At 67.8% G+C, this 26518-nt stretch carries 29 protein-coding genes; 10 read left to right on the top strand and 19 right to left on the bottom strand.

The window, feature by feature from the left end:
* Positions 1-7: 7 nt before the first annotated feature.
* A complete protein-coding gene (locus ACH0AE_RS05170) occupies positions 8-2065 on the top strand; it encodes a tetratricopeptide repeat protein (protein WP_294443742.1) in 2058 nt (685 codons plus the stop codon).
* An 81-nt stretch (positions 2066-2146) separates the two neighbouring features.
* Here ACH0AE_RS05170 and ACH0AE_RS05165 read toward each other — a convergent pair whose 3' ends face one another.
* Both ACH0AE_RS05165 and ACH0AE_RS05160 read right to left on the bottom strand, forming a co-directional pair.
* Positions 2147-2503: a GntR family transcriptional regulator gene (locus tag ACH0AE_RS05165; RefSeq protein WP_294443746.1), complete on the bottom strand. Its 357-nt coding sequence runs from the start codon at positions 2501-2503 to the stop codon at positions 2147-2149.
* Between the two features lie 37 nt (positions 2504-2540).
* On the bottom strand, positions 2541-3119 hold the full coding sequence (locus ACH0AE_RS05160) for a nitroreductase (protein WP_294443748.1): 579 nt from the start codon (positions 3117-3119) through the stop codon (positions 2541-2543).
* A gap of 238 nt (positions 3120-3357) precedes the next feature.
* On the opposite strand from ACH0AE_RS05160, the gene ACH0AE_RS05155 reads away from it, so the two are divergent.
* Positions 3358-4872, top strand: a complete 1515-nt coding sequence (locus tag ACH0AE_RS05155) for a peptide MFS transporter (RefSeq protein ID WP_294443767.1) — start codon at positions 3358-3360, stop codon at positions 4870-4872.
* A gap of 19 nt (positions 4873-4891) precedes the next feature.
* A complete protein-coding gene (locus ACH0AE_RS05150) occupies positions 4892-5572 on the top strand; it encodes an NnrU family protein (RefSeq protein ID WP_294443750.1) in 681 nt (226 codons plus the stop codon).
* Here ACH0AE_RS05150 and ACH0AE_RS05145 read toward each other — a convergent pair.
* The 4 genes from ACH0AE_RS05145 to ACH0AE_RS05130 form a co-directional block, all read right to left on the bottom strand.
* Positions 5569-6108 carry a molybdenum cofactor guanylyltransferase gene (locus ACH0AE_RS05145; protein WP_294443753.1) on the bottom strand — a complete coding sequence of 180 codons (540 nt, stop codon included), beginning with the start codon at positions 6106-6108 and terminating at the stop codon, positions 5569-5571. The two genes, ACH0AE_RS05150 and ACH0AE_RS05145, sit on opposite strands and share 4 nt — an antisense overlap.
* 91 nt (positions 6109-6199) lie before the next feature.
* Positions 6200-6565 (bottom strand): glycine zipper 2TM domain-containing protein, encoded by a 366-nt coding sequence (locus tag ACH0AE_RS05140; RefSeq protein ID WP_365928428.1) that lies wholly within the window; start codon positions 6563-6565, stop codon positions 6200-6202.
* Positions 6566-6878: 313 nt separating this feature from the next.
* Positions 6879-7307 carry an OsmC family protein gene (locus tag ACH0AE_RS05135; RefSeq protein WP_294443758.1) on the bottom strand — a complete coding sequence of 143 codons (429 nt, stop codon included), beginning with the start codon at positions 7305-7307 and terminating at the stop codon, positions 6879-6881.
* A 79-nt stretch (positions 7308-7386) separates the two neighbouring features.
* The gene (locus ACH0AE_RS05130; RefSeq protein WP_406875508.1) at positions 7387-7695 is read right to left on the bottom strand and encodes a glycine zipper 2TM domain-containing protein; all 309 of its coding nucleotides are present in this window, start codon (positions 7693-7695) and stop codon (positions 7387-7389) included.
* Positions 7696-7882: 187 nt separating this feature from the next.
* Here ACH0AE_RS05130 and ACH0AE_RS05125 point away from each other — a divergent pair, with 187 nt between their 5' ends.
* The gene (locus tag ACH0AE_RS05125; RefSeq protein ID WP_294445246.1) at positions 7883-8419 is read left to right on the top strand and encodes a hypothetical protein; all 537 of its coding nucleotides are present in this window, start codon (positions 7883-7885) and stop codon (positions 8417-8419) included.
* Positions 8420-8458: 39 nt separating this feature from the next.
* Here the strand turns inward: ACH0AE_RS05125 and dapD are convergent, their stop codons facing one another.
* Together dapD and ACH0AE_RS05115 are read right to left on the bottom strand one after the other, a co-directional pair.
* Entirely contained in the window at positions 8459-9280 is an 822-nt protein-coding gene (gene dapD, locus ACH0AE_RS05120) for a 2,3,4,5-tetrahydropyridine-2,6-dicarboxylate N-succinyltransferase (RefSeq protein ID WP_294445245.1), read from the bottom strand.
* On the bottom strand, positions 9277-9942 hold the full coding sequence (locus tag ACH0AE_RS05115; protein ID WP_406875507.1) for a pyrimidine 5'-nucleotidase: 666 nt from the start codon (positions 9940-9942) through the stop codon (positions 9277-9279). The genes dapD and ACH0AE_RS05115 overlap by 4 nt, the downstream gene beginning before the upstream one ends.
* Before the next feature lie 130 nt (positions 9943-10072).
* On the opposite strand from ACH0AE_RS05115, the gene ACH0AE_RS05110 reads away from it, so the two are divergent.
* On the top strand, positions 10073-11068 hold the full coding sequence (locus ACH0AE_RS05110) for an LLM class flavin-dependent oxidoreductase (protein ID WP_294443608.1): 996 nt from the start codon (positions 10073-10075) through the stop codon (positions 11066-11068).
* 89 nt (positions 11069-11157) lie between these two features.
* On the opposite strand, the gene ACH0AE_RS05105 is transcribed toward ACH0AE_RS05110, so the two are convergent.
* Positions 11158-12534 (bottom strand): ATP-binding protein, encoded by a 1377-nt coding sequence (locus ACH0AE_RS05105; protein WP_294443607.1) that lies wholly within the window; start codon positions 12532-12534, stop codon positions 11158-11160.
* A 42-nt stretch (positions 12535-12576) separates the two neighbouring features.
* On the opposite strand from ACH0AE_RS05105, the gene ACH0AE_RS05100 reads away from it, so the two are divergent.
* The gene (locus ACH0AE_RS05100) at positions 12577-12849 is read left to right on the top strand and encodes a hypothetical protein (protein ID WP_294443606.1); all 273 of its coding nucleotides are present in this window, start codon (positions 12577-12579) and stop codon (positions 12847-12849) included.
* On the opposite strand, the gene ACH0AE_RS05095 is transcribed toward ACH0AE_RS05100, so the two are convergent.
* The 5 genes from ACH0AE_RS05095 to ACH0AE_RS05075 form a co-directional block, all read right to left on the bottom strand.
* On the bottom strand, positions 12822-13487 hold the full coding sequence (locus ACH0AE_RS05095) for a response regulator transcription factor (protein ID WP_406875506.1): 666 nt from the start codon (positions 13485-13487) through the stop codon (positions 12822-12824). The genes ACH0AE_RS05100 and ACH0AE_RS05095 overlap by 28 nt on opposite strands.
* A gap of 60 nt (positions 13488-13547) precedes the next feature.
* A complete protein-coding gene (locus tag ACH0AE_RS05090; RefSeq protein WP_294443604.1) occupies positions 13548-13844 on the bottom strand; it encodes a hypothetical protein in 297 nt (98 codons plus the stop codon).
* Positions 13845-14147: 303 nt separating this feature from the next.
* Positions 14148-15347: an acyl-CoA dehydrogenase family protein gene (locus ACH0AE_RS05085; protein ID WP_294443603.1), complete on the bottom strand. Its 1200-nt coding sequence runs from the start codon at positions 15345-15347 to the stop codon at positions 14148-14150.
* 20 nt (positions 15348-15367) lie between these two features.
* Positions 15368-16465 (bottom strand): acyl-CoA dehydrogenase family protein, encoded by a 1098-nt coding sequence (locus ACH0AE_RS05080; RefSeq protein ID WP_294443602.1) that lies wholly within the window; start codon positions 16463-16465, stop codon positions 15368-15370.
* Positions 16466-16538: 73 nt separating this feature from the next.
* Positions 16539-17327, bottom strand: a complete 789-nt coding sequence (locus ACH0AE_RS05075) for an SDR family NAD(P)-dependent oxidoreductase (protein WP_294443601.1) — start codon at positions 17325-17327, stop codon at positions 16539-16541.
* Positions 17328-17458: 131 nt separating this feature from the next.
* On the opposite strand from ACH0AE_RS05075, the gene ACH0AE_RS05070 reads away from it, so the two are divergent.
* The gene (locus ACH0AE_RS05070; protein WP_294443610.1) at positions 17459-18256 is read left to right on the top strand and encodes an enoyl-CoA hydratase/isomerase family protein; all 798 of its coding nucleotides are present in this window, start codon (positions 17459-17461) and stop codon (positions 18254-18256) included.
* Positions 18253-19026, top strand: a complete 774-nt coding sequence (locus tag ACH0AE_RS05065; RefSeq protein WP_294443600.1) for an SDR family NAD(P)-dependent oxidoreductase — start codon at positions 18253-18255, stop codon at positions 19024-19026. The genes ACH0AE_RS05070 and ACH0AE_RS05065 overlap by 4 nt, the downstream gene beginning before the upstream one ends.
* 107 nt (positions 19027-19133) lie before the next feature.
* Here ACH0AE_RS05065 and ACH0AE_RS05060 read toward each other — a convergent pair whose 3' ends face one another.
* Genes ACH0AE_RS05060 through ACH0AE_RS05040 form a run of 5 tightly spaced genes read right to left on the bottom strand, consistent with a single transcriptional unit; the run spans position 19134 to position 23528 of the window.
* Positions 19134-20363 carry a cyclopropane-fatty-acyl-phospholipid synthase family protein gene (locus ACH0AE_RS05060; protein ID WP_294443599.1) on the bottom strand — a complete coding sequence of 410 codons (1230 nt, stop codon included), beginning with the start codon at positions 20361-20363 and terminating at the stop codon, positions 19134-19136.
* Between the two features lie 18 nt (positions 20364-20381).
* Positions 20382-21137, bottom strand: coding sequence for a molybdopterin-dependent oxidoreductase (locus tag ACH0AE_RS05055; protein ID WP_294443598.1), 756 nt, complete (start codon positions 21135-21137; stop codon positions 20382-20384).
* Positions 21134-21832: a cytochrome b/b6 domain-containing protein gene (locus ACH0AE_RS05050; protein WP_294443597.1), complete on the bottom strand. Its 699-nt coding sequence runs from the start codon at positions 21830-21832 to the stop codon at positions 21134-21136. The genes ACH0AE_RS05055 and ACH0AE_RS05050 overlap by 4 nt, the downstream gene beginning before the upstream one ends.
* A gap of 53 nt (positions 21833-21885) precedes the next feature.
* A complete protein-coding gene (locus ACH0AE_RS05045) occupies positions 21886-22644 on the bottom strand; it encodes a sulfite exporter TauE/SafE family protein (protein ID WP_294443596.1) in 759 nt (252 codons plus the stop codon).
* Positions 22645-22703: 59 nt separating this feature from the next.
* Complete coding sequence (locus ACH0AE_RS05040; protein ID WP_294443595.1) at positions 22704-23528, bottom strand: class I mannose-6-phosphate isomerase; 825 nt, start codon at positions 23526-23528, stop codon at positions 22704-22706.
* 144 nt (positions 23529-23672) lie between these two features.
* Here ACH0AE_RS05040 and bamD point away from each other — a divergent pair, with 144 nt between their 5' ends.
* Positions 23673-24731 (top strand): outer membrane protein assembly factor BamD, encoded by a 1059-nt coding sequence (bamD, locus tag ACH0AE_RS05035; RefSeq protein ID WP_294443594.1) that lies wholly within the window; start codon positions 23673-23675, stop codon positions 24729-24731.
* Between the two features lie 34 nt (positions 24732-24765).
* Positions 24766-26421 (top strand): DNA repair protein RecN, encoded by a 1656-nt coding sequence (gene recN / locus ACH0AE_RS05030; protein WP_294443592.1) that lies wholly within the window; start codon positions 24766-24768, stop codon positions 26419-26421.
* Positions 26422-26518: the final 97 nt, after the last annotated feature.

Below are 26518 nucleotides of genomic sequence, written 5' to 3'. Positions count from 1 at the left end.
CGCGGGCATGCCCGGCCGCGCTTGGTATCGCGCGCGCACCACGCGCATCCTGGCCGTGCTCGCCGCGATCGCGCTGGTGCTGGGCGGCATCGTCTTCCTCGCCCGCCGTGCCGCCGCGCCGGATCCCGCGGGTGCGCTACAGGCCAGCCTCGCCGCGCTGGCGCGTGGCAATTACAGCGCCGCGCGCAACCATGCGATCACCGCTACCAAGGGCCCGGACGGGGCGGTGGCGAGCGCGCTGCTGGGGCGCATCTATCTGCTGCTGGGCGATGGGGCCGCCGCTGAAGGGGCGCTCAACCGTGCCCGTGCCGACGGCGTCCCGGCTGCGCGCCTCCACCACCTGTTCGCCGACGCCTGGCTGATGCAGGGCGATCCGCAGCGCGCGCTGACGGAGGCCGCACGCGCGGCGCCGCCCTACGCCGCTTACGCGGTCCGCGTGCGCGCCCGCGCCCTCGCCGCCGCGGGCGACGTTCCCGCCGCCACCCGCATGCTCGAGGCGCTCGTCGCCCGCGCGCCCCGTGACGCTTATGCCTACGCCGATCTCGGCCGCGTCCGCTTCGACGCGGGCGACATTGGTAGCGCAGACGTCGCCGCACGCCAGGCACTCGCACTCGATCCGACGAACCTTGCCGCCATCGTCCTTGCCGGGCAGGTCGTGCGCAGCCGCTACGGCCTCACCGCCGCCCTGCCCTGGTTCGATCGCGCGCTCGCGCTCGACGCTTATTATCACCCCGCCTTGATCGAATATGCCGCCACGGCTGGCGACGCCGGGCGCTACGCCGACATGCTGGACGCCACCCGCCGCGCCCGCGCCGCGCGCCCCGGCAGCCCGCCGGCGCTGTATCTCGAGGCGGTCATGGCGGCGCGCGCCGGCAACCGCGATCTCGCCCGCGCCTTGCTCGCCAAGATGGGCGACGCCGGCCTCGACACACCCGGCGTCGTGCTCCTCACGGGCATGCTCGCTTATGCCGACGGCGGCTACGAGCAGGCCGTCGTCAGCTTCCGAGAGATCGTCGGCCGCCAGCCGATGAACCTCGCCGCCCGCCGGCTGCTCGGTGCCGCGCTGCTGCGCTCGGGCGACGCACGCGGCGCACTGGACATGCTTCGCCCGCTGGCGCTCCGCCCGGATGCGGACAGCTACACGCTCGCCCTCGTCGGTCGCGCCTTTGAAGCGACCGGGGAGCGCGACTGGGCTGCCCGCTTCCTCGATCGCGCCGCTCGCCCGCTGCTCGCCGGCCCGACGCCCTTCGACGGCGACAATGGCGTTGCCGTCCTCGCCAACGAAGTCGCCGCATCGCCTGGCGATCCCACTGTCTCCGTCCCCTATGTCCGTGGCCTGCTCGCCGCCGGGGACCGTGACGGCGCGCTTCGCCGCGCACAATCGATCGCTGGCGTTTCGCCCGGCGTGCCGGACGCGCAGTTGCTCGCAGGTGATGTGCTTGCCAGCACCGGCAACTTCGCGTCCGCGCTCGATGCATACCGTCGTGCCGCTGATCTCCGCTTCGATGCGCCCGCGCTGCTGCGGCTCGCCGAGGCCGCCGGCCACACTGGCCAGCAGCGGCTCGGTGCGGAGGCGCTGGCGCTGTACCTGTCGCAGAATCCGCAAAGCCTCGTCGCCCGCCGCGCGCTGGCGAACCTTCAGCTCGCCGCTCGCGAATGGGAACCAGCGATCGAGACGCTCGAGGATCTGCGCGCCGCGATCGGGAACCGCGACGCGCTGCTGATGGCCCAGCTCGGCTACGCCTATTCCGGTGCCGGCGACGCGCCAACGGCGACGATCTACGCCCGCCATGGATATTCCCTGGCGCCGATGAACCCCGCCGTCTGCGACGCTTACGGCTGGGCGCTCTATGAGGGCGGTAACACGCCCGGCGCGCTGCAGTTGCTCGTCAAGGCCTCGAAGCTCGCCCCCGCCCATGCCGGCATCGCCTGGCATCTTGCGCAGGCACTGGCAGAAGCGGGCCGCAAGGCCGAAGCGCGCGCGCAGATCTCGATCGCGCTGCGCGACCCCGCCTTCCCGGATCGCGCACCCGCCACTGCCCTGCTCCAGGCCTTGGCCGGCTGACGCAAAGCACCGTCAGGCCGGGCACAGCCCGCGCTCCAGCCTCTTGTCCTTTGTCGTGAAACTTGGCCGAAACGGCACCGCTCAGGCCCGCTCGCGCTCCAGCAGGCCCGCCAGATCCAGTCCCAGCAGATCGATATAAGCGCGGATCCGCGGCCATTGCTGGGTCACGAACGCATCGCGCTCCGCCACGCGGAGCCGCTCCGCGGCGCCCGGCAGCACGAACATGCCCACACCGCGCCGCACCTCGACATAGCCTTCGTCCTGGAACGACTGATAGGCCTTGGCGACGGTCAGCGGGTTGGCGCCATGCTCGGCGGCAAGCGCCCTGACGGAGGGAAGCTGGTCGCCGGCGCGGAAGTCACCGCGCAGGATCCCCGCCGCGATCGTGCCACGCAGCCGGATGTAGACCGGGCTGTCCTCACTGCTCAGCGCTGTCATGCTGCCTTAATACAGCAATGGTGCGCCCAGTCGAGTCTTAAGCTGTCCACTTCCGGACGGTCGTGGCGAGGTCCGGCCGCGGGCGTTCGTCCAGCGGGCGCGTGGGCGTGCCGATGAAGATGAACCCCGCGATCCGCTCGGGCGCCGCGCCGAACGCGTCGCGCACCCGGTCGTTGAACGCGGCCCAGGTCGTCAGCCATCCGCCGGCAAAACCCATCGCATGCGCTGCGTGCAACAGGTTCATGCACGCCGCGCCTGCCGACAGTTCCTGCTCCCACACGGGAATTTGGCTGTCGAGTCGCGGCGAGGATAGCGCCACCACCAGCGCCGGCGCCTGGTGCGCGAATTGCTCGATTGCCTCGATCTCCGCCCGCTTCGCCTCCGGGCGGTCGGCGCGATAGGCATCCAGCAGCAACGTCGCGAAGGCGTCGCGCTGCTCCGCGCCGACGATCACGAACCGCCATGGCGCCAGCTTGCCGTGATCGGGCGTGCGCGCAGCGATGGCGCACATTTGCGCCAGCTGCTCCTCACTCGGTCCGGGCGCCCCGAGGTCGCGCGGCTTGCCCGATCGGCGGGTGGCGAGAAGCGACAATGGCGTGGCGGTATCGTTGAACATGCACCCTCTTATCGCGAACGGCTCGCAAGTCGAGCACCCCCTCAGAAACGTTTCGTTCGTAACAATGCTTTAGCAGCGCGAATTTCCGCGCTAGGCTCGCCACTTCCGGGGCGACCGCCCCGATCGTAATCACCTGGGGAGCGTATCCTTGCCCATCATTCCCGCGATCGCGTTAGGGTTTCTCGCGATCCTGCTGGCCGGCGGTGCCGCCGCCGCGACCACCAAGGGCCCCGAGTTCATGGGGCACCCGAAGGGGCTCTACGTCCTGTTCTTCGCCGAGATGTGGGAACGCTTTTCCTACTACGGCATGCGCGCGCTGCTGATCTTCTACCTGACGAAGCACTGGCTGTTCGACGACGGCAAGTCGAACCTCATCTACGGCGCCTACACCAGCCTCGTGTACATCACGCCGGTGCTCGGCGGCTATCTCGCCGATCGCTATCTGGGTCAGCGCAAGGCGGTGCTCTACGGCGCCGTGCTGCTGACGTTCGGCCACCTGTTGATGGCGGTGGAAGGTGACGGCGGCCAGGGATCGGCCGCGATCAACGTCTTCTGGCTGGCGCTCGCCTTCATCATCGTCGGCTCGGGCTTCCTGAAAGCGAACATCTCGGTCATCGTGGGCCAGCTCTATCCGCTGACCGACGTTCGCCGCGACGGTGCGTACACGATCTTCTACATCGGCATCAACACCGGCGCCGCGATCGGCACGATCATGGCCGGCTGGCTGGGTGAAACCTATGGCTGGGCCTATGGCTTCGGCGCCGCCGGCGTCGGCATGCTGCTTGGCCTGATCGTCTTCATCCTCGGCAAGCCGCTGCTGCTCGGCAAGGGCGAAGCGCCGAACCCGCTGACGAAGAAGAAGGAATTGTCGCTGTACGGCCTCGGCCTCGCCGCGATCGCGGTGATCTGGGCGCTGATCCAGTATCAGAGCGTGATCCAGACGCTGCTGATCATCTCGGGCGTCGCCTTGCTCGGCTATGTGCTGTTCGAAAGCTTCAAGCTCGAGCCGCACGCGCGCGATCGCATGTTCGCGGTGCTGTTCCTGATCGCGTTGAATCCGGTGTTCTGGGGCCTGTTCGAACAGGCCGGCGGCAGCCTCAACCTCTACACCGATCGCTACGTCGATCGTGGCGGGGTCCCGGCATCGCTCTTCCAGTCGATCAACCCGATCTACATCGTCCTGCTCGGCCCGATCTTCGCCGGGCTGTGGGTATGGCTCGGCAAGCGCGGGCTGGAGCCGTCCGCGCCGGCCAAGTTCGGCCTTGCGCTGGCGCAGGTCGGCCTGTCGTTCCTGGTCTTCGTCTGGGGCGCGAACACCGTCGGCGTCGAAGTCGCGACGCCGGTGTTCTTCGTCTTCGCGATCTACTTCCTGCAGACGACCGGAGAGCTTTGCCTGTCGCCCGTCGGCCTCAGCGCGATGAACCGGCTCGCCCCCAAGCACCTCGCCAGCCTCATCATGGGCGCGTGGTTCTACATGACGGCGGTCGGCAATTTCGTCGCCGGCAAGATCGGCGAGGCGACCGGCGGCGAAGGCGGAGAGATGACCAAGGAGGGCACGCTCGCCATCTATTCCACGATCGGCTGGTGGACGATCGGCATCGCGGTCGCGGTGCTGGCACTCAGCCCGCTGGTGCGCCGCTGGATGCATCTCGATACGCTGCGCGACGAGGCGGGCCATGGCCTCGCGGGGGAAGCCGAGCTGGCCGAGCCGCAGGCCGCAGGGGTCAACACGGCAGGCGAAACACGCCGATAAGCTAAAAGGGGGGAAGAGGATGGGAAATGTCGTCGCGGCAGCAATCGCCTTCGTTGGGACGCATTTCCTCCTCTCCCACCCGTTGCGCGCGCCGCTGGTGCGCGCGGCCGGCGAAAAGGGTTTCCTTGGCCTCTACAGCCTCGTTTCGCTGATCACCCTGGTCTGGCTGGCGCTCGCCTATCGCGCGGCGCCAGCCGAAGCCCCGCTCTGGCCGGTCGGTGATGGCCTGTGGGCGCTCGGCACCGTGCTGATGCTGGCCGGCGCGATCCTCTTCATGGGCTCGCTCGTCCGCAATCCCGCGCTGCCCGAAGCGAAGACCGATGTGGTGCCGGAGGCACGCGGCGTCTTCGCCATCACCCGCCACCCGATGATGTGGGGGTTGGCCATTTGGGGCCTCGTCCACATCCTCGTCTTCCCTGATCCGGCGAACATCGTGCTGGCCGGCGCGATCATCATCCTCGCGCTAGTCGGTGCGCATCTGCAGGATCGCAAGAAGGAGGCGCTGCAGCCCGAATTCTGGCGCGAATGGGAACGGCGCACCAGCTACTGGCCGTTCCTCGCCATCGCGCAGCATCGCGCGCGCATCGGCAAGATCGGCATGCATGCGCTCGGCGGCGGCGTCACCGTCTGGCTGGTCGCCACCTGGGCGCACCTCCCGCTCGCCGGCTGGCCCGCCGGCATCTGGCGCTGGATCGGCTAAGCGCCGCTTAGCCCGTCCAGATCCGCCACCGTATTCACATTCGCCGGCAGCGTCTCCAGCACCACCGATCGCGCGCCCACCGCCGCTGCCCAGTGCCGCACCGCGCGCGACCGGTCTTCCGCCAACCAGGCGTCCAGCGCGCCTGACAGGGTGGTTGGCCACCAGCCGATCACCGGCAGCCCATCCACCACTGCCGCCCCCTCGCCCGCCAGTGCGTGCGCAAGATCCAATGGCAGCAGCGGCGTATCGCACGGCACCGTCAGCACCGCGTCGAACCCGTGCGCACGCCCCCAGTGAAGCGCGCCGGCAATGGCCCCCAGCGGCCCCAGGCCATGGGCCGGCCGATCCTGCACACGCGCCAGCCCCGCATGATCGCGGCCCACCACCACCACACCATCCGTCTGCGGCGCCAGTCGCGCGATCACATGGTCGATCAGCGGCCGTCCCTCGAACAGCGCCAGCGCCTTGTCCGATCCGAACCGCCGCGCCTCGCCGCCGGCCAGCACCGCGCCCAGGACTGTCAATTCGCCACTCACGCCTGTGGCTCTAGCCTCCCGCGCTACCAAAAGCGACGAGGCCCAGCGATCGCCCGCTGAGCCCCGGCTCCCTTTTCTGCTCACTCACCGATCAGCGGCAGATCACCTGCCCACGATCGATTGCATTGCCGAGCGCCGCACCCGCGCCCAGCCCGATCAGCGCGCCGACGGTGTTCGAATCGCCATTGCCGAGCAGGCTGCCCAGAATGCTGCCGCTGATCCCGCCGATGATCAGCCCGGTCGTCCCGTCGCTGCGCCGGCAATAATAGCGCCCGTTAAAGCCGCGATAGATGCGGTCGTACCGCCCCAGACGCCGCGGCCGATAATAGCGGCCGTCACGGTAATAATGGTCGGCATAATACCAGGGCTGCCCCGGCGGCGGCCGGTTATAGTCCCAGCGGCGCCACTGCCTCCAATTGTTGCGCCAGTTTGACGGCAGCGGGGCCGGCGGCCGCATATTCGGCGGGCGGTTCCACGCCGGCCCACCCGGCGGGCGTACCGGCCCGGGCCCTTGCGCTCCCGGCGGCCGCACCGGGCCGGGCCCCTGCGGACGGGGCGGTGGCCCCGCACCCGGTCCGCCCGGGCGTCCGGGCGGCGGTTGCCCGGGAGGGCCCTGCGACTGCGCCGGCGCAGCAGCGAAGGTTGTCGCGACCAGCGTAGCAACAACGAGCAGACGCATGTTTCTCTCCCGTCCTGTGAACGAAAGAGCATCCGCGTGCGCGCCGCCGTTGCCGATACGTTAAGCTACGTACGGGCAACGGCGACGATGGTCATTCCGCCAGCGAATGTGTCAGCGTGATCTCGCAGTTCAGCACCTTGGACACGGGGCAATTCGCCTTGGCATCCGCTGCGATCTTCTCGAACTCGTCGGACGAGATGCCCGGGACCGAGGCCCGCAGATCAAGCGCGGACTTGGTGATCGAAAAGCCGTCGCCGTCCTTCTCCAGCGAGATCTTGGCGGTCGTTTCCAGCGTGCCCTTGTCGTGCCCGGCGCGCGCCAGCGCAAAGCTCAGCGCCATGGTGAAACAGCTCGCATGGGCGGCGGCGATCAGCTCTTCCGGGTTCGTCCCCGGCGTATCCTCGAAGCGCGTGCCAAAACCATAGGATTGATCGGCCAGCACGCCGGACTGGGTCGAAACCCAACCCTTTCCGTCCTTGCCAAAGCCTTCATACCGCGCGGAACCACTACGTGTCGGCATCTCGTCTTCTCCTCAAAGCGCAAGGGGCGCAGCCTGCATCAGACCGCGCCCCCAGAAACTCAGATGGTGGCAGCGCCGATCAGCGGCAACGCTTGCGGCTGCCGCTGCGCTCGATTTCGCGGCCGGCGAGCGCGCCCACCGCAGCGCCGCCCAGCGTGCCCAGCGTGCGATCGCCGCGCGTATCGATCGTGCGGCCGACCAGGGCGCCCGCAACGCCACCGACGATCAGGCCGGTCGTGCCGTCCGGCTTGCGGCAGCGCCAGCGGCCGTCCGTGCCCTTCCATTCGCGATACTGATAGCGGCGCTGCGCATCGGCATCGGTAGTGGTCACGGCGAGCGTCGGCAGCACCAACGCCGAGGCGCCAAGCGCCAGCATCATCTTACGCATGTAACTTCCCTCCAAGAAGACCCCAAACAAGTGACGGGGTCGTAACGTGTGCTGATGGCGAGGGTTGCATGAACGCAGCACAACGTCCGGTTCATCGCAAAGGCAGCGGCGCGCCGCCGATCACGACTGTCCACGCGGTTCGCAAGATCACTGGCAGAATAGCTGATGCTGTGTCAGCATCATCACCATGCTGATGCTGCTCGCGATGCTTGTTTCTGCGCCGCCTCCGACGGCACAGGCTGATGTGGCAAAGAAAAGCGTCCGCGACGCCGTCTGTACGCAAACGCTCGCGGCGGTGCCGGGCGACCGTTTCAGCCTGATGGCATTTGCCGGGCCCGGTCGCCGCAACGAAACCGGCGTGCTGCTCTTGGTGAATTGTTCTGATCGAAAGATCGTCAGCGTGCGCGATCCCAGCACCTCGCGCCGGCATCTCACGAAGTTTGTCTACGCCCCGGGCGTGCGCCGCCAGCTTCGCCGGGATCCTGACAGCTACGAATTCCTCAACTTCAACGAGCGCCCGAACAATTCCGCGATGGAAGTGACCAGCTACTCCCGCGAAACCTACTGGCGCGGCCCCTGCCGCTTCGACGGGCTGGAACTCACCACCATCGATCCGCGCGACGATCAGGATCGCCGCACGATCACCTTCAGCGTCAACGTGTGCGAGAACCACGTCCTCGCCCTCGTTCGCCCGCCCGAACCGGCCACGCCGCCGCTTCCGTAAGCGGCAGCGGCGCAAACGAGCCCGGCGCCCGCCCCCGCCTCAGTCGCGCAGCAGCTCGTTGATGCTCGTCTTGCTGCGGGTGCGCTCGTCGACGCGCTTCACGATCACCGCGCAATACAGGCCCAGCCCGCCCGAGGTCGTCGTCGTTCCCGGCACCACCACGGCATAAGGCGGCACTTCGCCGATGAACGTCTCGCCCGTCGCGCGGTCGATGATCTTGGTCGAGGCGCCAAGGTACACGCCCATCGACAGCACCGCGCCTTCGCCGACGCGCACGCCTTCCGCCACTTCGGACCGTGCACCGATGAACGCGCCGTCCCCGATGATCACCGGGTCCGCCTGCAGCGGCTCCAGCACGCCGCCGATCCCCGCGCCGCCCGAAAGGTGGACGTTCTTGCCGATCTGCGCGCAGCTGCCCACCGTCGCCCAGGTATCGACCATCGTCCCCTCGCCGACATAAGCCCCGATGTTGACGAAGCTCGGCATCAGGATCGCGCCCTTGCCGATGAAGGCGCCGCGCCGCACCACGCTGCCCGGCACCGCGCGGAAACCGGCATCGCGGAACTCGCCCTCGCTCCAGCCAGAGAATTTCGACGGCACCTTGTCGAACCAGTGGCCAGCGCCCGGCCCGTTGTCGATCAGCGCATTGTCATTGAGGCGGAACGACAGCAGCACCGCCTTCTTCAGCCACTGGTTGACGCGCCAGCCGCCCTCGCCGTCCGGCTCCGCCACGCGCGCCGCGCCCGAATCGAGCAGCGCCAGCGCCCGGTCCACCGCGATCCGCACCTCGCCCGCCGTGGTAAGGCCGATCTCCGCGCGATTCTCCCAGGCTGCGTCGATGGTCGCTTCGAGGTCGCTCATGCCGTCTCCAATATCCCTTCCAGCCACGCCGTCAGGTCGTGGGTCGTGTAATCGATAAAACTGCGGTCCATGTCCGCCGCCTGCTCGGATCCATTGTCGACCCACACGGTCGTCATGCCGATCGCCTTGGCCGGCGCCAGGTTGCGCGCCATGTCGTCGGCGAACAGCGCGGTCGTGGGATCGATGTCGAGCGAGGCGCATAGCCCTTCATAGGCGGAGGCGGCGGGCTTGGGCGCCAGGTCCATCGCGTGGATGTCGTGGATCGCCTCGAAGCTTCGCCCCAGCCCCAGCCGGTCGAGCACGCGCCGCGCATAGGGTCCGTCGCCGTTGGTGAACACCACCTTGCGCCCCGGCAGCTTCGCCACCGCCGCGGCAAGCGGCACATTCTCCTCCAGCACGTCCATCTCCACGTCATGGACGAAGTTCAGGAAATCGTGCGGGTCCACCTGGTGCTCGGCCATCAGCCCGGCCAGCGTCGTGCCATGGCCGAAGAAATACGCCTTCTGGATCCGGCGCGCTTCCACGCGGTCGAGGTCCAGCAGCCGCGCGATGTAATCGGTCATCTTCGCATCGATCTGCGCGAACAGGTCCGCGCTCGACGGATACAGCGTGTTGTCGAGATCGAAGACCCAGGCGCGGATATGGTCAAGGTCCGGCGGCATGGCGGTGCGTTAAGCGGCACGCGCGCATTGGGCAATGCCGATCGCCGTACATCCTCCCCAAGCCCAGCTTGGGCCGGCTGAAGGGCAAAGCACGGTTGCGATCCGCAACCGGTCGGCCCACATTTCGAATATGACCAAATATTCGCTGCTCGATCTCGTCCCCGTCGTCGAAGGCGGCACCGTCGCCGGCGCGCTCGCGAATGCCGCGGATCTCGCGCGCCATGCGGAGGCCAATGGCTACAACCGCTATTGGGTGGCCGAGCATCACGGCATGGCCGGCATCGCGTCGGCCGCCACCGCGGTGGTGATCGCGCACGTCGGCGCAGCGACCAGCACGATCCGGGTCGGCGCCGGCGGCATCATGCTGCCCAATCACGCGCCGCTGCAGATCGCCGAGCAGTTCGGCACGCTCGACGCGCTCTTCCCCGGCCGGATCGATCTCGGCCTCGGCCGCGCCCCCGGAAGCGATCAGCGCGTCGCCCGCGCGATCCGCCGCACGCTCGACAGCGATCCCAACGCCTTCCCGAACGATGTGGTCGAGCTGCAGAGCTATTTCGCGGACGATGGCCGCACCGGCATCACCGCCACCCCCGGCGCCGGCGCGAAGCCCGAGCTGTGGATTCTCGGCTCCTCCACCTTCGGCGCGCAGCTCGCCGCGATCCTCGGCCTGCCTTATGCCTTCGCGTCGCATTTCGCGCCCGATGCGCTGGACGAAGCCATGGCCATCTACCGCCGCGATTTCCGCCCCTCGGCGGCGCTCGACAAGCCGTATGCGATGGCCGGCTTCAACGTCTTCGCCGCGGAGACGCGCGACGAGGCGGAGTTCCTGGCAAGCTCGCAGCAGCAGCAGTTCGTTGCGCTGCGCACCGGCAACCCGGGCAAGATGAAGCCGCCCGTCCGCGGCTATCTGGAAAGCCTGCCGCGCTCACATGCCGCGATCCTGAACTCGGTGCTCTCGTGCAGCGCGATCGGTGACCGCGACGACGTTGCCGCCGGCATTGAAGCCTTCGTCAAGCGCACCGGCGTCGACGAAGTGATGCTCACCAGCAGCATCTACGATCACGAAGCCCGCAAGCGCAGCATCGCCATCGCCGCAGACGCCATGCGGGTAAGGGAAGCGGCCTGACCGCCAACCCCGTCGTCCCGCGGGACGTCGGGGCTGGCCGAGCAACTTGCGCCACCCCGGCCTAGGTCCGGGGTCCGCTCCTTACCCCATCACGTCGCCATCGGCAGCCGCAGCCGCACCAGCAGCCCGCCCAGGTCCTCGCTCTCTTCCAGGCTCACCGTGCCTTCGTAGATCTCCGCCACGTCGCGCACGATCGCGAGGCCAAGGCCGGTCCCCGGCTTCCCCGTATCCAGCCGCACTCCGCGATCGAAGATCCGCATGCGGTCTTCCTCGGGAATGCCCATCCCGTCATCCTCGACGAGGATCTCGACGAACCCGGCCTGCGCGCCCACGGTCACGAACACGCTGCCGCCGCCATATTTCGCGGCATTCTCGACCAGGTTGCCCATGATCTCGTCGAGGTCCTGCCGCTCGATGTGCGCGACCAGGTCCTTCGGCCCGTCCACGTCCACCCGCACATGCGGATAGAGCCGCCGCACTGCCCGCTCGACCGATTCGACACTCGGCCACACCTCCGCCCGGCTGTGCGCCGATCCGCGCCGGCCGACCGCGCGGGCGCGCGCCAGATGATGGTCCACCTGCCGCCGCATCGTGCGCGCCTCGCGCACCACGGTGTCCGCCAGATCGTCCGACTGCGCGGTCGCCGCATTCATGATCACCGTCAGCGGCGTCTTCAGCGCATGGGCGAGGTTCCCGGCGTGGCGCCGCGCTTCCTCCGCCTGCGTCTCGTTATGCGCGACAAGGGCGTTCAGCTCCTCCACCATCGGCGCGACTTCGTTCGGCATCGGCCCGCCAACGCGGTTCGTCCGCCCGCCGCGCATCCGCGCGATCTCCAGCCGCAGCTTCCTCAGCGGCAGCAGCCCGTAGAACGTCTGCAGCGCCGCCAGAACCACCAGTCCCAGCCCAAGCAACAGGAAACTGCGCACCAGCGTGCGGCGTAGCGCGCCGATCTGCGCGTCCAGCCCCTCGCGGCTCTGCGCCACCTGGAACCGCCAGCGCACGTCCGATCCCGGCAGCTTCACGTCGCGCTCGACGACGCGCAGCTTTTCCGCACCGAACTGCGTGCTGTCGTAGATGTGCACCGCGCGATCGTCGTGCGGCTGGCCATAATCGAGCTGCCGGTCCCACAAGGATCGTGACGGAAACGCCTCCCGCCCCTTGGCGGAAACCTGCCAGTAGAGCCCCGAATACGGCTCCAGGAAGCGCTGGTCGGCCGGCTCGCGGTTGAACATCACCTCGCCGTCCGGGCCGATTTCGGCTGAGACCAGCAAGGAACGAAGCACATATTCCAGTTGATCGTCGAAGTTTTGCGTGACGGCAGAAGTCAGCACGCGGTCGAGCGCAAATCCTCCGCCCGCCAGCAGCAAGCTGATCCACACTGCCGCGATCACGATCATGCGACGCGTCAAGGATCCCGCACGCCGGATCTTTGCGCCGTTGTTCACTTCGTCGCGATTCGGAACCATGTCGTCGCCATGATGTTGGGCAGCGGAGAAGGGAGACCAGTCGTGGCGCGTACCTTTCCGTTATATGCCGTCGGGTTCTTGGGCGGTCTTGTCGTCAGCATGCTTGCCGGCTTCCTGCTGGCGTCCTGGGCGATTGCCGGCATCACCCCCGCCTATGCCGTTCCCCCCGCGGTTTCCTCCAGCAACGTCCCCGGCGTCGCCAGCGTGGACTCGAGCCTTGCCGCCCCCGACAGCTGGCGCGAGGCAGGCTATGCCCGCATCGGCCTATGGGAAGAGCCGAGCGATCTTCACGCCGACGGATCTTCCAGGCTGTAACCAAGGCCGCGGATCGTGGTGATCACGTCCTGGCCCAGCTTCTTTCGGATGCGCGTCACGAACACTTCGATGGTGTTCGAATCGCGGTCGAAATCCTGGTCGTAGATGTGCTCGATCAGCTCGGTGCGGCTGACCACCTTGCCCTTGTGATGCAGCAGGTATGACAGCAGCTTGTATTCCTGCGCGGTAAGCTTCACCGGCTCGCCGGCGCGCGTCACCTTGCCCGATCGGGTGTCGAGGCGAACGTCGCCAGCCGTCAGCTCGGACGAGGCGTTGCCGGATGCCCGGCGGATCAGCGCGCGCAGGCGGGCGATCAGTTCCTCGGTCTGGAACGGCTTGGCGACATAATCGTCCGCGCCAGCGTCGAGCCCGGCCACCTTGTCGGACCAGCTGTCACGCGCCGTCAGCACCAGCACCGGCGTCACCTTGCCTTCCTTGCGCCAGCGGTCGAGCACGGTCAGCCCGTCGATCTCCGGCAGGCCAAGATCGAGCACGATCGCGTCGTAATTCTCCGTCGAGCCGAGGAAATGCCCTTCCTCGCCGTCCGTGGCGAGGTCGATCGCATAGCCGGCGCCCTCCAGCGTATTCTTCAATTGCTGGCCCAGATTGGGCTCATCCTCGACGATCAGGACGCGCATGGTGACTCCCGGAAATGAAGAGGGGTGGTTAGCACCGCCGTGGCGTGCGCAAAAGTGTGCTCACTTGCCGGTGCGACCGATCACTTGGCCGGAACGTCCATCCACATCCACCCAGATGACATTGCCGTCCTTGAGGAACTTCAGCGTGTAGATCGCGCTCGGCATCTCGAAATCGAAACCGATATATTGCGCGTCCTTCATCGTCGGGATCACCCGCCGCTCGATGTCCTTGATCGAAAGGATGCGTCCTTCGCGCAACGCCCGCCACGCGGCGATGCCGTCGCGCTGCTGGTCGCCCGGTTGCGCGGCAACGGGCGCGGCCGGCAACAGCAAGGCAAGGGGAATGAGCATCCGCATCGGGGGTGGCATAGCGGTAAGGGATTGAACACCCAGTGAATGCAGCAGCGACGTTCCCGGGCCACACCGTGGCGTCAGGGCAACACCGCCCCGATGCCGCCGGCATCGGCCGTTCGCATAACGCGGCTGCGTTTGGAAAATCCGGACGGCGATCGCCGGTGCGGGCGATAGATCTCGCGACGTCGGACGCCGGACGAACACCGGGGTCCGGAGAGCCGGGGAGCGGCAGCGGCATCGAACCGCTGCATTCCCGTCGCCCGCCGAACCCCGGTAACGATCGTCAGTTGATCCTTCTACATCGCCTCAGCCGGCGAGATCCTTGAACGCCGCGTCCTTGTCCGTCCGGATTTCGCCCGGCAGGCCAAGCACGCGCTCGGCGATGATGTTCTTCAGGATCTCGTCGGTGCCGCCGGCGATGCGCAGGCCCGGCGCGTTCATCACCGCGCCCTGGAACAGCCCCTTCAGCGGCAGCAGCGCGGGATCGTTGATGATCCCATACTGATCCTCCGCCTCCACCGCGGCATTGCCCAGGTCCTGCAGCACGTTGGCGGCGATGATCTTGCCGATCGAGCTTTCCGGTCCCGGCGTCTGCCCGCGGCTCAGCGCGGTCATCGTGCGCATGCGGGTGTTCTTCAGCCCCTCGGACTGGACGTACCAGTCGGCCAGCCGCTGGCGGAACGCGCTGTCCTTGATCAGCGGGCCGTCCGCCGCGTCCAGATCCTTGGCCAGCGCCAGGATCTCCTTCGGGCTCGCCCCGCTCGCACCGCCGACCGCGAGCCGCTCGTTCATCAGCGTGACCAGCGCGACCTTCCAGCCGTCGTCCACCGCGCCCAGCCGCTGCGAATCGGGGATGCGAACGTCGGTGAAATACACTTCGTTGAAGTTCGACCCGCCCGACATCTGGTGGATCGGCCGGATCTCGACTCCCGGCGATTTCAGGTCGAGCCAGAACATCGTCAGGCCCTTGTGCTTGGGCACGTCCGGGTTGGTGCGGACCAGGACGATGCCATAGTCCGAATAATGCGCGCCAGATGTCCACACCTTCTGGCCGTTCACCACCCAATCGTCGCCGTCCCGCACCGCACGGGTGCGGATCGCCGCCACGTCGGAGCCACCCGCGGGTTCGGAGAACAGCTGCGACCAGATTTCCTCCCCGCGCAGCGCCGGGCCGACGAAGCGCTTCTTGGTATCGGCATCGGCGAAGGCCATCACGGTCGGCACGCACATGCCGAGCCCGATGGTGAAATAGCCGTATTGCACGGGGAACTTGGCCTCTTCCTGGCCGAAGATCACCGACTGGATCGGCGTGCCGCCGGCGCCGCCCCATTCCTTGGGCCAGGTGATCTGCGCATAGCCGGCCTCGGCCTTGCGCCGCTGCCACGCCTTGCCCGCCGCCATGTCGTCGGCGTGATTCATCGCCTTGTGCTCGGCGACGTTCTTTTCCAGCCAGGCGCGCGCCTTGGCGCGATACTCGGCTTCTTCCGGGGAATCGTTGAAGTCCATCTCGCTATCCTCTCACGCGCTCAGGCGGCGTTCTTCATTTCAAGCTGGCTCACCAGCCGCTCACGCCACGTCGCGGGCGCACCCGCCACGAGGCTGAGCTGCCGCGAGCGACGGTAATAAAGCTGCGGGTCCGCTTCCCAGGTGAAGCCGATGCCGCCATGCGTCTGGATATTTTCCTTGGCGGCGAACCAGAACGCCTCGCTCGCCGCGACGCGCGCGGTCGCCGCCGCCAGCGGCAGCTCGCCCGCATCGGTGTTGAGCGCCCAGGCGCCGTAATAGGCGTTCGACCGCGCGATCTCGTTCTTCACATAGATGTCGGCCAGCTTGTGCTTGATCGCCTGATAGCCGGCGATCGCGCGCCCAAAGGCATGGCGCTCCAGCGCATAGGCCTTGGCCATCTCCAGGCACTTGTCCGAACCGCCGACCTGCTCGAACGCCAGCAGGATCGCCGCGCGGTCGAACACCGCCTGCATCGCCGCAATGCCGTCCTCGTCCCCCAGCCGCTCGGCCGGCGCGCCGGAGAAGGTCAGCTTCGCCGCCGATCGCGTCGGGTCCAGCGTCGTCAGTACCTCGGCCGATACGCCCTCGCCCTTCTCGACCAGATACAGCCCGTCCTTGGCCAGCACGACGATCAGGTCAGCGACATCGCCATCGGTGACCGGGATCTTCTCGCCGGTCAGCTTCCCGCCCGACACGCTCGTCTTGATCGAGCGCACCGTCACCGGCCCCTTGCCCTCGGCCGTCGCGAACGCGCCGATCACTTCGCCCGCGGCGATCTTCGGCAGCCACTTGGCCTTCTGCTCCTGCGAGCCAAACTTCATCAGCGCCTCGGCGACGAAGTAAACGGTCGAGGCGAACGGGATCGGCGCACAGGCGCGGCCCAGTTCCTCCGCCAGCGCGCACAGCTCGACATGGCCGAGCCCCAGCCCGCCGAACTCCTCAGGGATCGCCGCGCCCAGCCAGCCCTGCTCGGCCACGCCCTTCCACAGCGCCTCGTCATAGGCGCGGTCGTCATTGTCGAGCACGCCGCGAACCACCTTGGCGTCGCACTTCGCGGCGAGGAACTTGCGCGCCTCGTCCTTCAGCATCTTCTGGTCGTCGGAATAATCGAAGTTCATCTAAACTCTCCCCGCCCGCGCCGTTCGTGCTTCGGCCATGCCCAGCACGAACGGGAAGCTGCCATCCTGTTGGTTACTTGGGCTGCATCCGGATCGCGCCGTCCAGCCGCACGTCCTCGCCGTTGAAATAGCCGTTGCGGATCATCTCCAGCGCAAGCTTGGCATATTCCTCCGGCATGCCCAGCCGCTTGGGGAACGGCACCATGGCGGAAAGCGCGGCCTTCACCTGCGGCTTCGCACGGCCCAGCAGCGGCGTGTCGAATATGCCCGGCAGGATCGTGTTGCAGCGGATGCCTTCCGACGACAGGTCACGCGCGACGTTCAGCGTCATGCCGACGATGCCCGCCTTGGCCGAGGTATAGGCCACCTGCCCGATCTGGCCGTCCTCCGCCGCGACGCTCGCGGTGTTGACGATCGCGCCGCGGTCGCCATCCTCGGTCGGCTCCAGCGTCATCATCCCGGCAGCCGCGCCGACGATGCAGCGGAACGAGCCGACGAGGTTCAGCTCGATCGTCTTCTGGTAGTTCTCGACCGGATAGGGCTTGATCGAGCCGTCTTCCTTCGACCGCGCGACCGTCTTGTTCGGCCCGCCGAAGCCGCCACCGGCGCAGTTCACCAGGATACGCTCCTGGCCGTTCGCTGCACGCGCCTTGGCGAAGCCGGCGTCGACCGACGCCTGGTCCATGACGTCCACTTCGCAATAGACCGCGCCGATTTCCTCCGCGACGCCCGGGCCGATCTCGCCATTCTTGTCGAACAGCGCGACCTTCACGCCTTCCGCGCGCAGCGCCTTCGCCGTCGCGAGCCCCAGTCCCGAGGCGCCGCCAGTGATGATCGCGGCGATATCTGGTCCAAGCTTCAAAGCATCCCCTCCCGAGTCGTGCGCGGGTCTCATGCGACCTCGCGATTGCAGGATAACTTTAGTTATGTAGGATGCGCCGTCAACAGATCAGTGCAACAAGCAGGAACGGGAGAGGCACGTTGGAATATGAGATGATCTCGGTCGAGCGCCGGGGCGAAGTCGATTGGGTGACGATGAACCGCCCGCACGTCCTGAATGCGCTGAACGATCGCCACGTCGAGGAGCTGAGCCATTATTTCGGCGCGCTCCACAAGGATCGCGACTGCCGCGTCGTCGTGCTGAAGGGCGCCGGCCGCGCTTATTGCGCCGGCCTCGATCTTCAGGAGGGCGGCCGTTCCGAGTTCGATACGATCGATCGCCTCGCGCACCAGCGCTCGATCGCCGAGATCGTGATGAAGATGCGCTATTGCCCGCAGCCGATCATCAGCCTGGTCCACGGGCCCGCATGCGGCGGCGGCTTCGCGATGGCGCTGGCATCGGACATCCGCATCGCGGGCGAATCCGTCCGCATGAACGCCGCTTTCATCCGCATTGGCCTTTCCGCCTGCGACATCGGCGTCAGCTACTTCCTCCCCCGCCTGGTCGGCGCGAGCGTGGCAGCCGAATTCATGCTCACCGGCAATTTCATCACCGCCGATCGCGCACTCGCCACCGGCCTCGTCAGCCGCGTCGTGCCGGACGACCAGATGGAGGAAGCCGCCGCGCCGCTGATCGAACAGATGCTCACCACCTCGCCGATGGGCCTTCGCCTCACCAAGGAGTGCCTGCGCATGTCGATCGACGCGCCCAGCCTAGAGGCGGCAGTGGCGATGGAGGACCGCAACCAGATCCTGTGCGCGACCGCCCCCGATTTCGGCGAGGGCATCAAGGCGTTCTTCGAGAAGCGCCGCCCGAATTACAGCAAGAAGAGCAAGGAGCAGGCGGCATGAGTGGGGGACTTGAGGGCCGGGTCGCACTGGTAACCGGCGGGGGCCGCGGCATCGGGCGCGAGATTGCGCTCCGCCTGGCGCGCGACGGCGCCGACGTCGCGGTCAACTACCGACGCGATGCCGAGGCCGCCGAGGAAGTGGTGCGCGAGATCGAAGGCCTCGGCCGCCGCGCCAAGGCCTATGCCGCCTCGGTCGACCGGTTCGAGGATTGCGAGAAACTGGTCGGCGCGGTCGTCGCTGACTTCGGCGGCATCGATATCCTCGTCAACAACGCCGGCATCGCCAGCCGTGGGCAGAGCGTCGCCGATACCGACCCGGCCGAGTTCGAGCGTGTCATGCGCACCCACTGCTTCGCGCCGCACTACATGTCGAAGCTCGTCCTCCCCTCGATGCGTGAACGCGCCAAAGAAAAGGGTCGCGGCGACATCATCATGATTTCCAGCGTTGCGACGCTCTATCATGCCCCCAATGGTGCGCCCTATTCGATGGGCAAGGCCGCGGCCGAGGCACTCGCGCTCGTTCTGTCGAAGGAGGAGCGGCCCAACAACATCCGCACCAACATTGTCGCCCCCGGACTCACTGTCACCGACATGGGCGAGCGGCTAGCCAAGGCGACGCGCGGCGTGGCGGATATCCACGATCTGGCGGCACAATCCCCCTTCGGCCGCGTCTCCACCCCGGCGGATGTCGCCGCGGCGGTCGCTTATTTCGTTTCGGCCGACGGCGAATATACCAACGGTCAGAAGATCAACCTCCACGGCGGCGGCTGATCCCACATCCCACCGTCACCCCGGGCTCGACCCGGGATCCCGCTTCTTCTGTACCTGACGAGCAAGGCAGCGGGGCCCCGGTCCAGTCCGGGGCAACGGCAACCCCCTTACCCCTCGCGCAGCTTGCGCTCGCCCTCGATCATGTAATCGCGCGTCAGCGGCACCGAATAGCGCCCCTTGGTCAGCTGCACCTGGTAATTGCACAGCCCCCCGTTGCGGAACGCCGCCGCCGCGCCGGCGAGGTAGAAGGTCCACATGCGGAAGAAGCGCTCGTCATACAGCGCGACGATCGCGTCCTTGGCCGCCACCGTCCGGTCGTACCAATGGTCGAGCGTGTACGCGTAATGGACGCGCAGCACCTCGATATCGGTCGGGAACAGCTTCAGCCCCTCATACGCCGTCACGATCTCGCTCAGCGCCGGGTTATAGCCGCCCGGGAAGATGTATTTTGCGGTCCAGTCGTCGGTGACGCCCGGAGGACCCATGCGGCCGATCGTGTGCAGCAGCATCACGCCATCATCGGTCAGCAGCTCGCGGCACTTGCGGAAGAACGTGCGATACTGCGGCGGCCCGACATGCTCGAACATGCCGACCGAGACGATCCGGTCGAAGCTTCCCGTGACGCGGCGATAATCGATCAGCTCGAACTTCACCCGGTCGGCGACGCCCGCCTCGGCAGCGCGCTCGCGCGCTACCTTCAGCTGCTCTTCGGACAGCGTCACGCCCAGCACGTCGACGTCGAAATGCTTGTTGAGGTACAGCGCCATGCCGCCCCAGCCGCAGCCGATGTCCAGCACGCGCATCCCCGGCTTCAGCGCCAGCTTGGCCGCGATATGCGCCTTCTTGTCTTCCTGCGCCTGCTCCAGGCTGTTGCCCGGATCGGTGAAATACGCGCAGCTGTACTGCTTGTCGCGATCGAGGAAGAGGTCGTACAAACGTCCCGACAGGTCATAGTGATGCGCCACGTTGCGCTTCGATCGGCGCTCCATGTTGATCCGGTCGGCGCGATATTTCACCGCGTTGAAGGTGCGCGCGGCAAGGCCGGGCTTCAGGTTCTTCTGCCCCGATTCCCAGGCATCGTTGCGCTTCAGCAGCTCGACGAGGTCCCGAATGTCGCCCTTCTCGACGATCAGCCGCCCGTTCATGAAGCATTCGCCCGCGCCAAGCGCGGGGTTGCGCGCGATCGTAAGCGCAACGCGGCTGTCGGCGAAGCGGATCGTCACGTCGGGAAAGCCTGGCTCCGGCGTGCCATAGGTGCGCGTCGCAGCCTTGGGGCGATGAAGGGTCAACGTTCCGCGCTTCACGGCGCGCGAGAGGAAGATATCGATCAGGGCCATGGTGCGAACCCGTAACAATCAGATGCCGGCATACCAATCGTAATCGACATTATCCTCCCAATAGCCACCCTTGCCTTTGCCTACGCCTGCAAGGCTCGCCACGGCGTCGATCCGCATCAGATATTTGGCGTGCTTGTATCCCAGCTGCCGCTCCACTCGCAGGCGGCACGGCGCGCCGTTCATCACCGGCAGGAACCGGTCGTTCAGCGCCCAGGCCAGGATCGTCTGCGGGTGAAAGGCGTCGATCAGGTCGATCGATTCATAATAAGGTGCGCCGCCGTACAGGTCGGCGCAGGTGAAGACGATGTAGCGCGCGCCGTCGCGCATCCCCGCCGCCTTCAGCACCTGGCCCAGTTGCGGTCCCTGCCACTTGCCGATCGCGCTCCACCCCTCCACGCAATCGTGGCGCGTGATCTGCGCACGCTGCGGCATCGCGCCAAGATCGGCGAGGCTCAAGGACAGCGGCCGCGCCACCAGCCCGCCCACCGCCAGCCGCCAGTCCGCGAACCGCCCATCGCGCAGCGCGGCATATTCGGGCGTGCCCGGATCGCGCGTGCCGTTCGGTCGGAAGAAGGGTGATCGTTGGTCGGGCCGGAACTCGGGCGCCAGCGCATCGCGGTTGGTCAGCGCGCGCTGCAGCCCGCGGTGCATGTCCTCGCCCATGAACAGGATCCGCCGCGCCGCGGGCTGCTCGATCACCCGGTCGCATCCCGCCAGCAGCGCCGCACCGCCCAGCGCCCCGCCCGCGATCAGCCGCCGCCGCGAGATGATCATGGCCGCGGCTCCTCTGGCACTCGCCACCAGCCGGTGATTACCGAACGCACCTCGTTGAGCGGCCCGGCCAGGATCACCAGCGATAGGTGGATGATGACGAACAGCGTCAGCGCGATCATGCACAGGAAATGGATCGAGCGCGCCGATTGCCGCCCGCCGAACAGCTCGATCAGCCACGGCCAGGCCGCGTCCATGTTCGGGGACAGCGCCAGGCCCGTCAGGATCACCAGCGGCAGCAGCACGAAGATCACGCCGACGTACGACAGCTTCTGCCAGATGTTATAGGCCAGCGGCCGTTCCGGATCGTGGAAGCGGAAATCGAGATGCGCCTGCGCGTCCTCGATCAGGTGCCTCGGCGCCAGCTCGGCGCGCCGCACGCGCAGGTCACGCGCGAAGTGGCGGTTGATCAGGCTGACGATCATGTAGCCGAGCAGCCCGAACGCCAGCACCAGCGCGAAGAACAGATGCCAGCGGCGGGAGAGTGCCAGATTGTAGTTGGCCGGGATCGTCAGCCACGCGGGAAAACGCGGCAGCTGCCACCAGGCATGATCGAAGTTCGCGCCATAATGTCCCCAGTACAGGCGGGGATGCGCGTTCGAGATGCCGAGGCCCGATCCGATCAGGATGAAGATCGCGACTGCGTTGATCGCATGCCAGATCCGCGTGGCGAGCCGATGGCGATAGACGGCAGTCATCGGCGATCATCTAGCATGGCGCGGCGCCGCGGCGAAGGCAGCGCGGATCATCCTCAGGTATAGGCGCGCCAGAAGAACACCAGTGTCGTGGCGCCGGTCACGAACAGGGTCCAGATGCGCACCGCGACCGGCGGCAGCCGCTTGCCGACGGCCGCCCCGCCCCATCCGCCAAGGATCGCGCCCAGCATCATCGGCACGAACGCGGTCCACGCCACCATGCCCGCCGCGACGAAGACGATCGCCGCCGCGGCATTCGCCACCGCCAGCATCAGCGTGCGCGGCGCGAACATGCGCCGCGGGTCCAGCCCCGCCAGCAGGCCATAGGTCGCGGTCATCATCAGCCCGACGCCGCCGCCGAAATACCCGCCGTAAATGCCCAGCAGCACCTGCACCACGATCAGTGTCGGCACGCCGATCGTCACCCGCGCCGCCAGCCACGCCGACGCGCGCTGCCCGAACGCCAGCACCACGAAGGCGTAGAGCACTAGCCAGGGGATGATGAGGTCGAACGTGCGCGACGGGGTCAGCACCAGCAATGCGCTGCCCACCAGCCCCGCAAGGAAGGTGACGCTCGCCAGCACGCGCACGGACAGCCCGCCCACCGGCTCCAGCTCGTCGCGAAACGCCCAGGCGCTGGTCGCCGCGCCCGGCAGCAAGGCGAAGTTCGATGTCGCATTGGCGATATTGGCGGGCAGCCCCATGCCCAGCAGCGCGGGCAGCGTCGCAAAGGTGCCGCCCCCCGCCAGGGCGTTCATCGCCCCGCCGATGACGCCCGCGCCCGCCGCCAGCGCCACCGCGGCCCAATCGATCAAGTTCGCCGTTCCACGCGGCTATTCCCCCCTGTGGCGCGCCTCCCGGCGGCGATTGGCGATCAGATGCGGGTCGTCCCCGGATAGGCGAACAGCATGTCCGCATCGACGGACGCGTGCAGGATCTCCTCGCCCGTCACCATCACGCACTCGCCCGCCTTCCACGCGACGCCGCCGATCACGCCCTCGCCGCGGATCGGCACCAGCCAGCCCGTCTTGCCCTCGGGCAGCGCGATGTCGCGCTTGCCGCCGGTCCAGCGCTCCAGCACGAACTTGGGCCCTTCCACCAGGATCGTGCGTCCCGGCTCGACCGTGCCGGGCTGCGGCGGCGCGACATAGGGGTTGAGGTCCGCCACCGCGATCCCGTCGTCGAGGTGAAGCTCGCGCGGCCGCCCATAGTCATACAGGCGATAAGTGGTGTCGGAATTCTGCTGCACCTCGATCAGCGTCAGCCCCGCGCCGATCGCATGGACCACGCCGGAATGCGAATAATAGAAGTCCCCGGCCTTCACCGGCTTCCAGTCCAGCTTGTCCTCGATCGAACCGTCCAGTGCGCTGGCGCGCAGCTCGTCGGCGGTCATCGGCTGCTTGGGGCCGATCGCGATCGTCGAATCCGGCTCGGCGTCCAGGATCAGCCAGCATTCGTCCTTGCCGCGCGGCAGGCCGCGCTTGTGCGCTTCCTCGTCCGACGGATGGTCCTGCACCGACAGCTTCTCGCTGGTGAACAGGTACTTGATCAGCATCTCGGGTTCTTCGGGGTGCGGCGACTGGAACCACACCTCGCCGATCGGCTCGCCGCCGGGCGCGGGATCGGGAAAGCCGGGATACAGCTTGTGGCGTCCCCACGGCTTTTCGACGCGCTTGGTGGCCAGCAAGGTTGCAGTCATCTTTATGCCCCGATCTTGGAAGATGTTTCGTTACCCGCTCAACGCTGCCACGACCAACCTGTTTCACATCGCTTCTTCCCCCGAACCGGCGCGAACGTTTCGCCATTGTTCGCATGCGCCGCCCTGCGCTAAAGGCCCTTCCCGATGCGTATCAATCCGTCCCGCCCACTCGTCGCTCTGCTGCTTGCGGCAGTCGCCCTGCCGATGGCGGGTTGCGCCCGCAACAGCACCAAGGGTGATCTTCCCTATGTCGCGCGCGACGTGGGCACGCTGTACACCGCCGCCAAGCAAAAGCTGGATCAGCGCCAGTACAAGGTGGCTGCCGCCTTGTTCGACGAGGTGGAGCGCCAGCATCCCTATTCGGTCTGGGCCCGGCGCGCGCAGCTGATGGGCGCGTTCAGCAACTATCTGGCGAAGAACTACACCGCCGCGATCCAGGGCGCGCAGCGCTTCCTGTCGGTCCACCCCGGCAACCGCGACGCGCCCTACGCTTATTACCTGATCGCGATGAGCTATTACGAGCAGATCAGCGACGTCACGCGCGATCAGAAGATCAGCGAGCAGGCACAGGACGCGCTTGGCGAGCTCACCCGTCGCTATCCCAACAGCCGCTATGCCGCCGATGCGCGGCTGAAGATGGACCTCGTGCGCGATCACCTCGCGGGCAAGGAAATGGAAGTTGGCCGCTTCTACGAACGCCGCGGCCAGTGGCTCGCCGCCACGCTGCGCTTCCGCAAGGTCGTCGACGATTATCAGACCACCACGCACACGCCCGAGGCGCTGATGCGCCTGACCGAGACGTATCTGGCCCTCGGCGTGCGCGAAGAGGCGAAGCGCGCCGCCGCGGTGCTCGGCGCCAATTACCCCGAAACCTATTGGTACAAGCGCGCCTTCGATCTGCTCGGCGAGAACCCGGCGACGCCGATCAAGCCGCTCGCGCCGGGCGAACAGGTCGTGCCGCAGCTCACCGTGCCCGCGCCGGCCACCCCGCCGCGGACCGAGGTGGAAGTGCTGCCGATCGAGGGCGATGCGCCCACCCCGCGTGCCGAGGCACCGGGCGCCCCCACGCCGGCCACCACCAGCGGCGGCGCAGGCGCCACGCCCGGCGGCAACGCGCCCAGCACCGCGACGCCCACCGGCGTCCAGCCCGGCACGCCGCCCGCATCGGACACGCCCTCGGCGGATGCGCCGCAGAACCCCTGAGGCACCCCGCGCATCCTAGGGCGTTGACGCACCCATGCTGACCGCGCTCTCGATCCGCGACGTGGTGCTGATCGAGGCGCTCGACCTCGATTTCGGCCCCGGCCTTGGCGTCCTCACCGGCGAAACCGGGGCGGGCAAGTCGATCCTGCTCGATGCCCTGGGTCTCGCGCTCGGTGCGCGCGGGGACAGCGGCCTCGTGCGCCACGGCGCCGCGCAGGCCAGCGTCACCGCCACCTTCGATCCGCCCCCCGGCGTCGCCGCGCTGCTCGACGACAATGGCATCGAGGCCGATTCGGGCGAGCCGCTGATCGTTCGCCGCGTGGTGAAGGCGGACGGCGGCAGCCGCGGCTTCGTCAACAACCAGCCCGCTTCCGCGGCGCTGCTGCGCGAGCTCGGCACGCGCCTCGTCGAGATCCACGGCCAGCACGACGATCGCGGCCTCCTGAACCCGCGCGGCCACCGCGCCTTGCTCGATACGTTCGCCCGGCTCGACACCGCCGCCGTGGCGCAGTCGTGGCGCAGCTGGCGCGAGGCGGAGGACGCGCTGGCCGAGGCGCGCGCCGAGATCGAGACCGCAGCGCGCGACCGCGAATGGCTCGACCACGCCGTCGCCGAACTCGATTCGCTCGCACCGGAAGTGGGCGAGGAGGAAGCGCTCGCCGAACGCCGCCGCATCATGCAGCGGTCGGAAAAGATCACCGAGGATCTGAACGCTCTCGCCGATACGCTCGAGGGGTCCGACGGCGCGATGTCGAACATGCGCCAGGCCGCCCGCATCCTCGATCGTATCTCCGGCGATCACGAGGCGCTGGCCGAAGCGCTGGCCGCGATCGACCGCGCGATGATCGAGGCCGGCAATGCCGCCGAGCAGGTGGCCGAGGCCGCGCGCGCCCTGAGCTTCGATCCCCGGGCGTTGGAGGATGACGAGGCCCGCCTGTTCGAGCTTCGCGCCATGGCCCGCAAGCACCGCGTTCAGCCCGACGATCTCGCGGCCCTCGCCGAGGAACTGCGCGGCCGCCGTGATCGGCTGGAGGCCGGCGAGGAAGGCATCGCTGCGCTCCAGCAGCGCGCCGCGACCGCGCGCACCAGCTATCTCGCCGCCGCCGAGCGCCTGTCGGCCGATCGCGCCGCCGCCGCTGCCCGCCTCGACGCTGCCGTCGCCGCCGAACTGCCGCCGCTGAAGCTCGATGCCGCTCGCTTCCGCACCACCGTCGCCGAGCTGCCCGAGGAGCAATGGGGCCCCGCCGGGCGCGACCGCGTCGAGTTCGAGATCGCGACCAACCCCGGCGCGCCGTTCGGCGCCCTGATCAAGATCGCTTCGGGCGGCGAGCTTTCGCGCTTCATCCTCGCGCTGAAGGTCGCGCTCGCCGAGGAAGGCGGAGCAGCGACGATGATCTTCGACGAGATCGACCGCGGCGTCGGCGGCGCGGTGGCCTCGGCGATCGGCGAACGCCTCCACCGCCTCGCCTCCAGCGCGCAATTGCTGGTCGTGACGCACTCGCCACAAGTCGCCGCCCGCGGCGCCGCGCACCTCCTCATCGCCAAGCGCAACGACGGCGTGGTCACCCGCACCGGCGTGCGTCAGCTCGACGACGCCGAACGCCGCGAGGAAATCGCCCGCATGCTGTCGGGCGCCACGATCACCGACGAAGCCCGCGCCCAGGCCGATCGCCTGATCGAGACGGCGTAAAAGGCCGGCTCATCCGGTCGTAACCAGCGAAGTCGAGACGCGGCGCGCCCGCAACTCCGCCGTCATCCACGCAACGCAGATCCTGCGCGGCAACGTA

The organism is Sphingomonas sp. 179-A 2A2 NHS (assembly GCF_045371305.1).
Lineage (GTDB): Bacteria > Pseudomonadota > Alphaproteobacteria > Sphingomonadales > Sphingomonadaceae > Sphingomonas.
This window is presented reverse-complemented; position numbering and strand designations above follow the sequence as displayed.

Coding starts and splice junctions, on each gene's coding strand:
- ACH0AE_RS05170 (WP_294443742.1), top strand. CDS start 8: ATGCCCGGCCGCGCTTGGTATCGCGCGCGCACCACGCGCATCCTGGCC.
- ACH0AE_RS05165 (WP_294443746.1), bottom strand. CDS start 2,503: ATGACAGCGCTGAGCAGTGAGGACAGCCCGGTCTACATCCGGCTGCGT.
- ACH0AE_RS05160 (WP_294443748.1), bottom strand. CDS start 3,119: ATGTTCAACGATACCGCCACGCCATTGTCGCTTCTCGCCACCCGCCGA.
- ACH0AE_RS05155 (WP_294443767.1), top strand. CDS start 3,358: ATGGGGCACCCGAAGGGGCTCTACGTCCTGTTCTTCGCCGAGATGTGG.
- ACH0AE_RS05150 (WP_294443750.1), top strand. CDS start 4,892: ATGGGAAATGTCGTCGCGGCAGCAATCGCCTTCGTTGGGACGCATTTC.
- ACH0AE_RS05140 (WP_365928428.1), bottom strand. CDS start 6,565: ATGCGGCCGCCGGCCCCGCTGCCGTCAAACTGGCGCAACAATTGGAGG.
- ACH0AE_RS05135 (WP_294443758.1), bottom strand. CDS start 7,307: ATGCCGACACGTAGTGGTTCCGCGCGGTATGAAGGCTTTGGCAAGGAC.
- ACH0AE_RS05130 (WP_406875508.1), bottom strand. CDS start 7,695: ATGCGTAAGATGATGCTGGCGCTTGGCGCCTCGGCGTTGGTGCTGCCG.
- ACH0AE_RS05125 (WP_294445246.1), top strand. CDS start 7,883: ATGCTGATGCTGCTCGCGATGCTTGTTTCTGCGCCGCCTCCGACGGCA.
- dapD (WP_294445245.1), bottom strand. CDS start 9,280: ATGAGCGACCTCGAAGCGACCATCGACGCAGCCTGGGAGAATCGCGCG.
- ACH0AE_RS05115 (WP_406875507.1), bottom strand. CDS start 9,942: ATGCCGCCGGACCTTGACCATATCCGCGCCTGGGTCTTCGATCTCGAC.
- ACH0AE_RS05110 (WP_294443608.1), top strand. CDS start 10,073: ATGACCAAATATTCGCTGCTCGATCTCGTCCCCGTCGTCGAAGGCGGC.
- ACH0AE_RS05105 (WP_294443607.1), bottom strand. CDS start 12,534: ATGGTTCCGAATCGCGACGAAGTGAACAACGGCGCAAAGATCCGGCGT.
- ACH0AE_RS05095 (WP_406875506.1), bottom strand. CDS start 13,487: ATGCGCGTCCTGATCGTCGAGGATGAGCCCAATCTGGGCCAGCAATTG.
- ACH0AE_RS05090 (WP_294443604.1), bottom strand. CDS start 13,844: ATGCGGATGCTCATTCCCCTTGCCTTGCTGTTGCCGGCCGCGCCCGTT.
- ACH0AE_RS05085 (WP_294443603.1), bottom strand. CDS start 15,347: ATGGACTTCAACGATTCCCCGGAAGAAGCCGAGTATCGCGCCAAGGCG.
- ACH0AE_RS05080 (WP_294443602.1), bottom strand. CDS start 16,465: ATGAACTTCGATTATTCCGACGACCAGAAGATGCTGAAGGACGAGGCG.
- ACH0AE_RS05070 (WP_294443610.1), top strand. CDS start 17,459: ATGATCTCGGTCGAGCGCCGGGGCGAAGTCGATTGGGTGACGATGAAC.
- ACH0AE_RS05065 (WP_294443600.1), top strand. CDS start 18,253: ATGAGTGGGGGACTTGAGGGCCGGGTCGCACTGGTAACCGGCGGGGGC.
- ACH0AE_RS05060 (WP_294443599.1), bottom strand. CDS start 20,363: ATGGCCCTGATCGATATCTTCCTCTCGCGCGCCGTGAAGCGCGGAACG.
- ACH0AE_RS05055 (WP_294443598.1), bottom strand. CDS start 21,137: ATGATCATCTCGCGGCGGCGGCTGATCGCGGGCGGGGCGCTGGGCGGT.
- ACH0AE_RS05050 (WP_294443597.1), bottom strand. CDS start 21,832: ATGACTGCCGTCTATCGCCATCGGCTCGCCACGCGGATCTGGCATGCG.
- ACH0AE_RS05040 (WP_294443595.1), bottom strand. CDS start 23,528: ATGACTGCAACCTTGCTGGCCACCAAGCGCGTCGAAAAGCCGTGGGGA.
- bamD (WP_294443594.1), top strand. CDS start 23,673: ATGCGTATCAATCCGTCCCGCCCACTCGTCGCTCTGCTGCTTGCGGCA.
- recN (WP_294443592.1), top strand. CDS start 24,766: ATGCTGACCGCGCTCTCGATCCGCGACGTGGTGCTGATCGAGGCGCTC.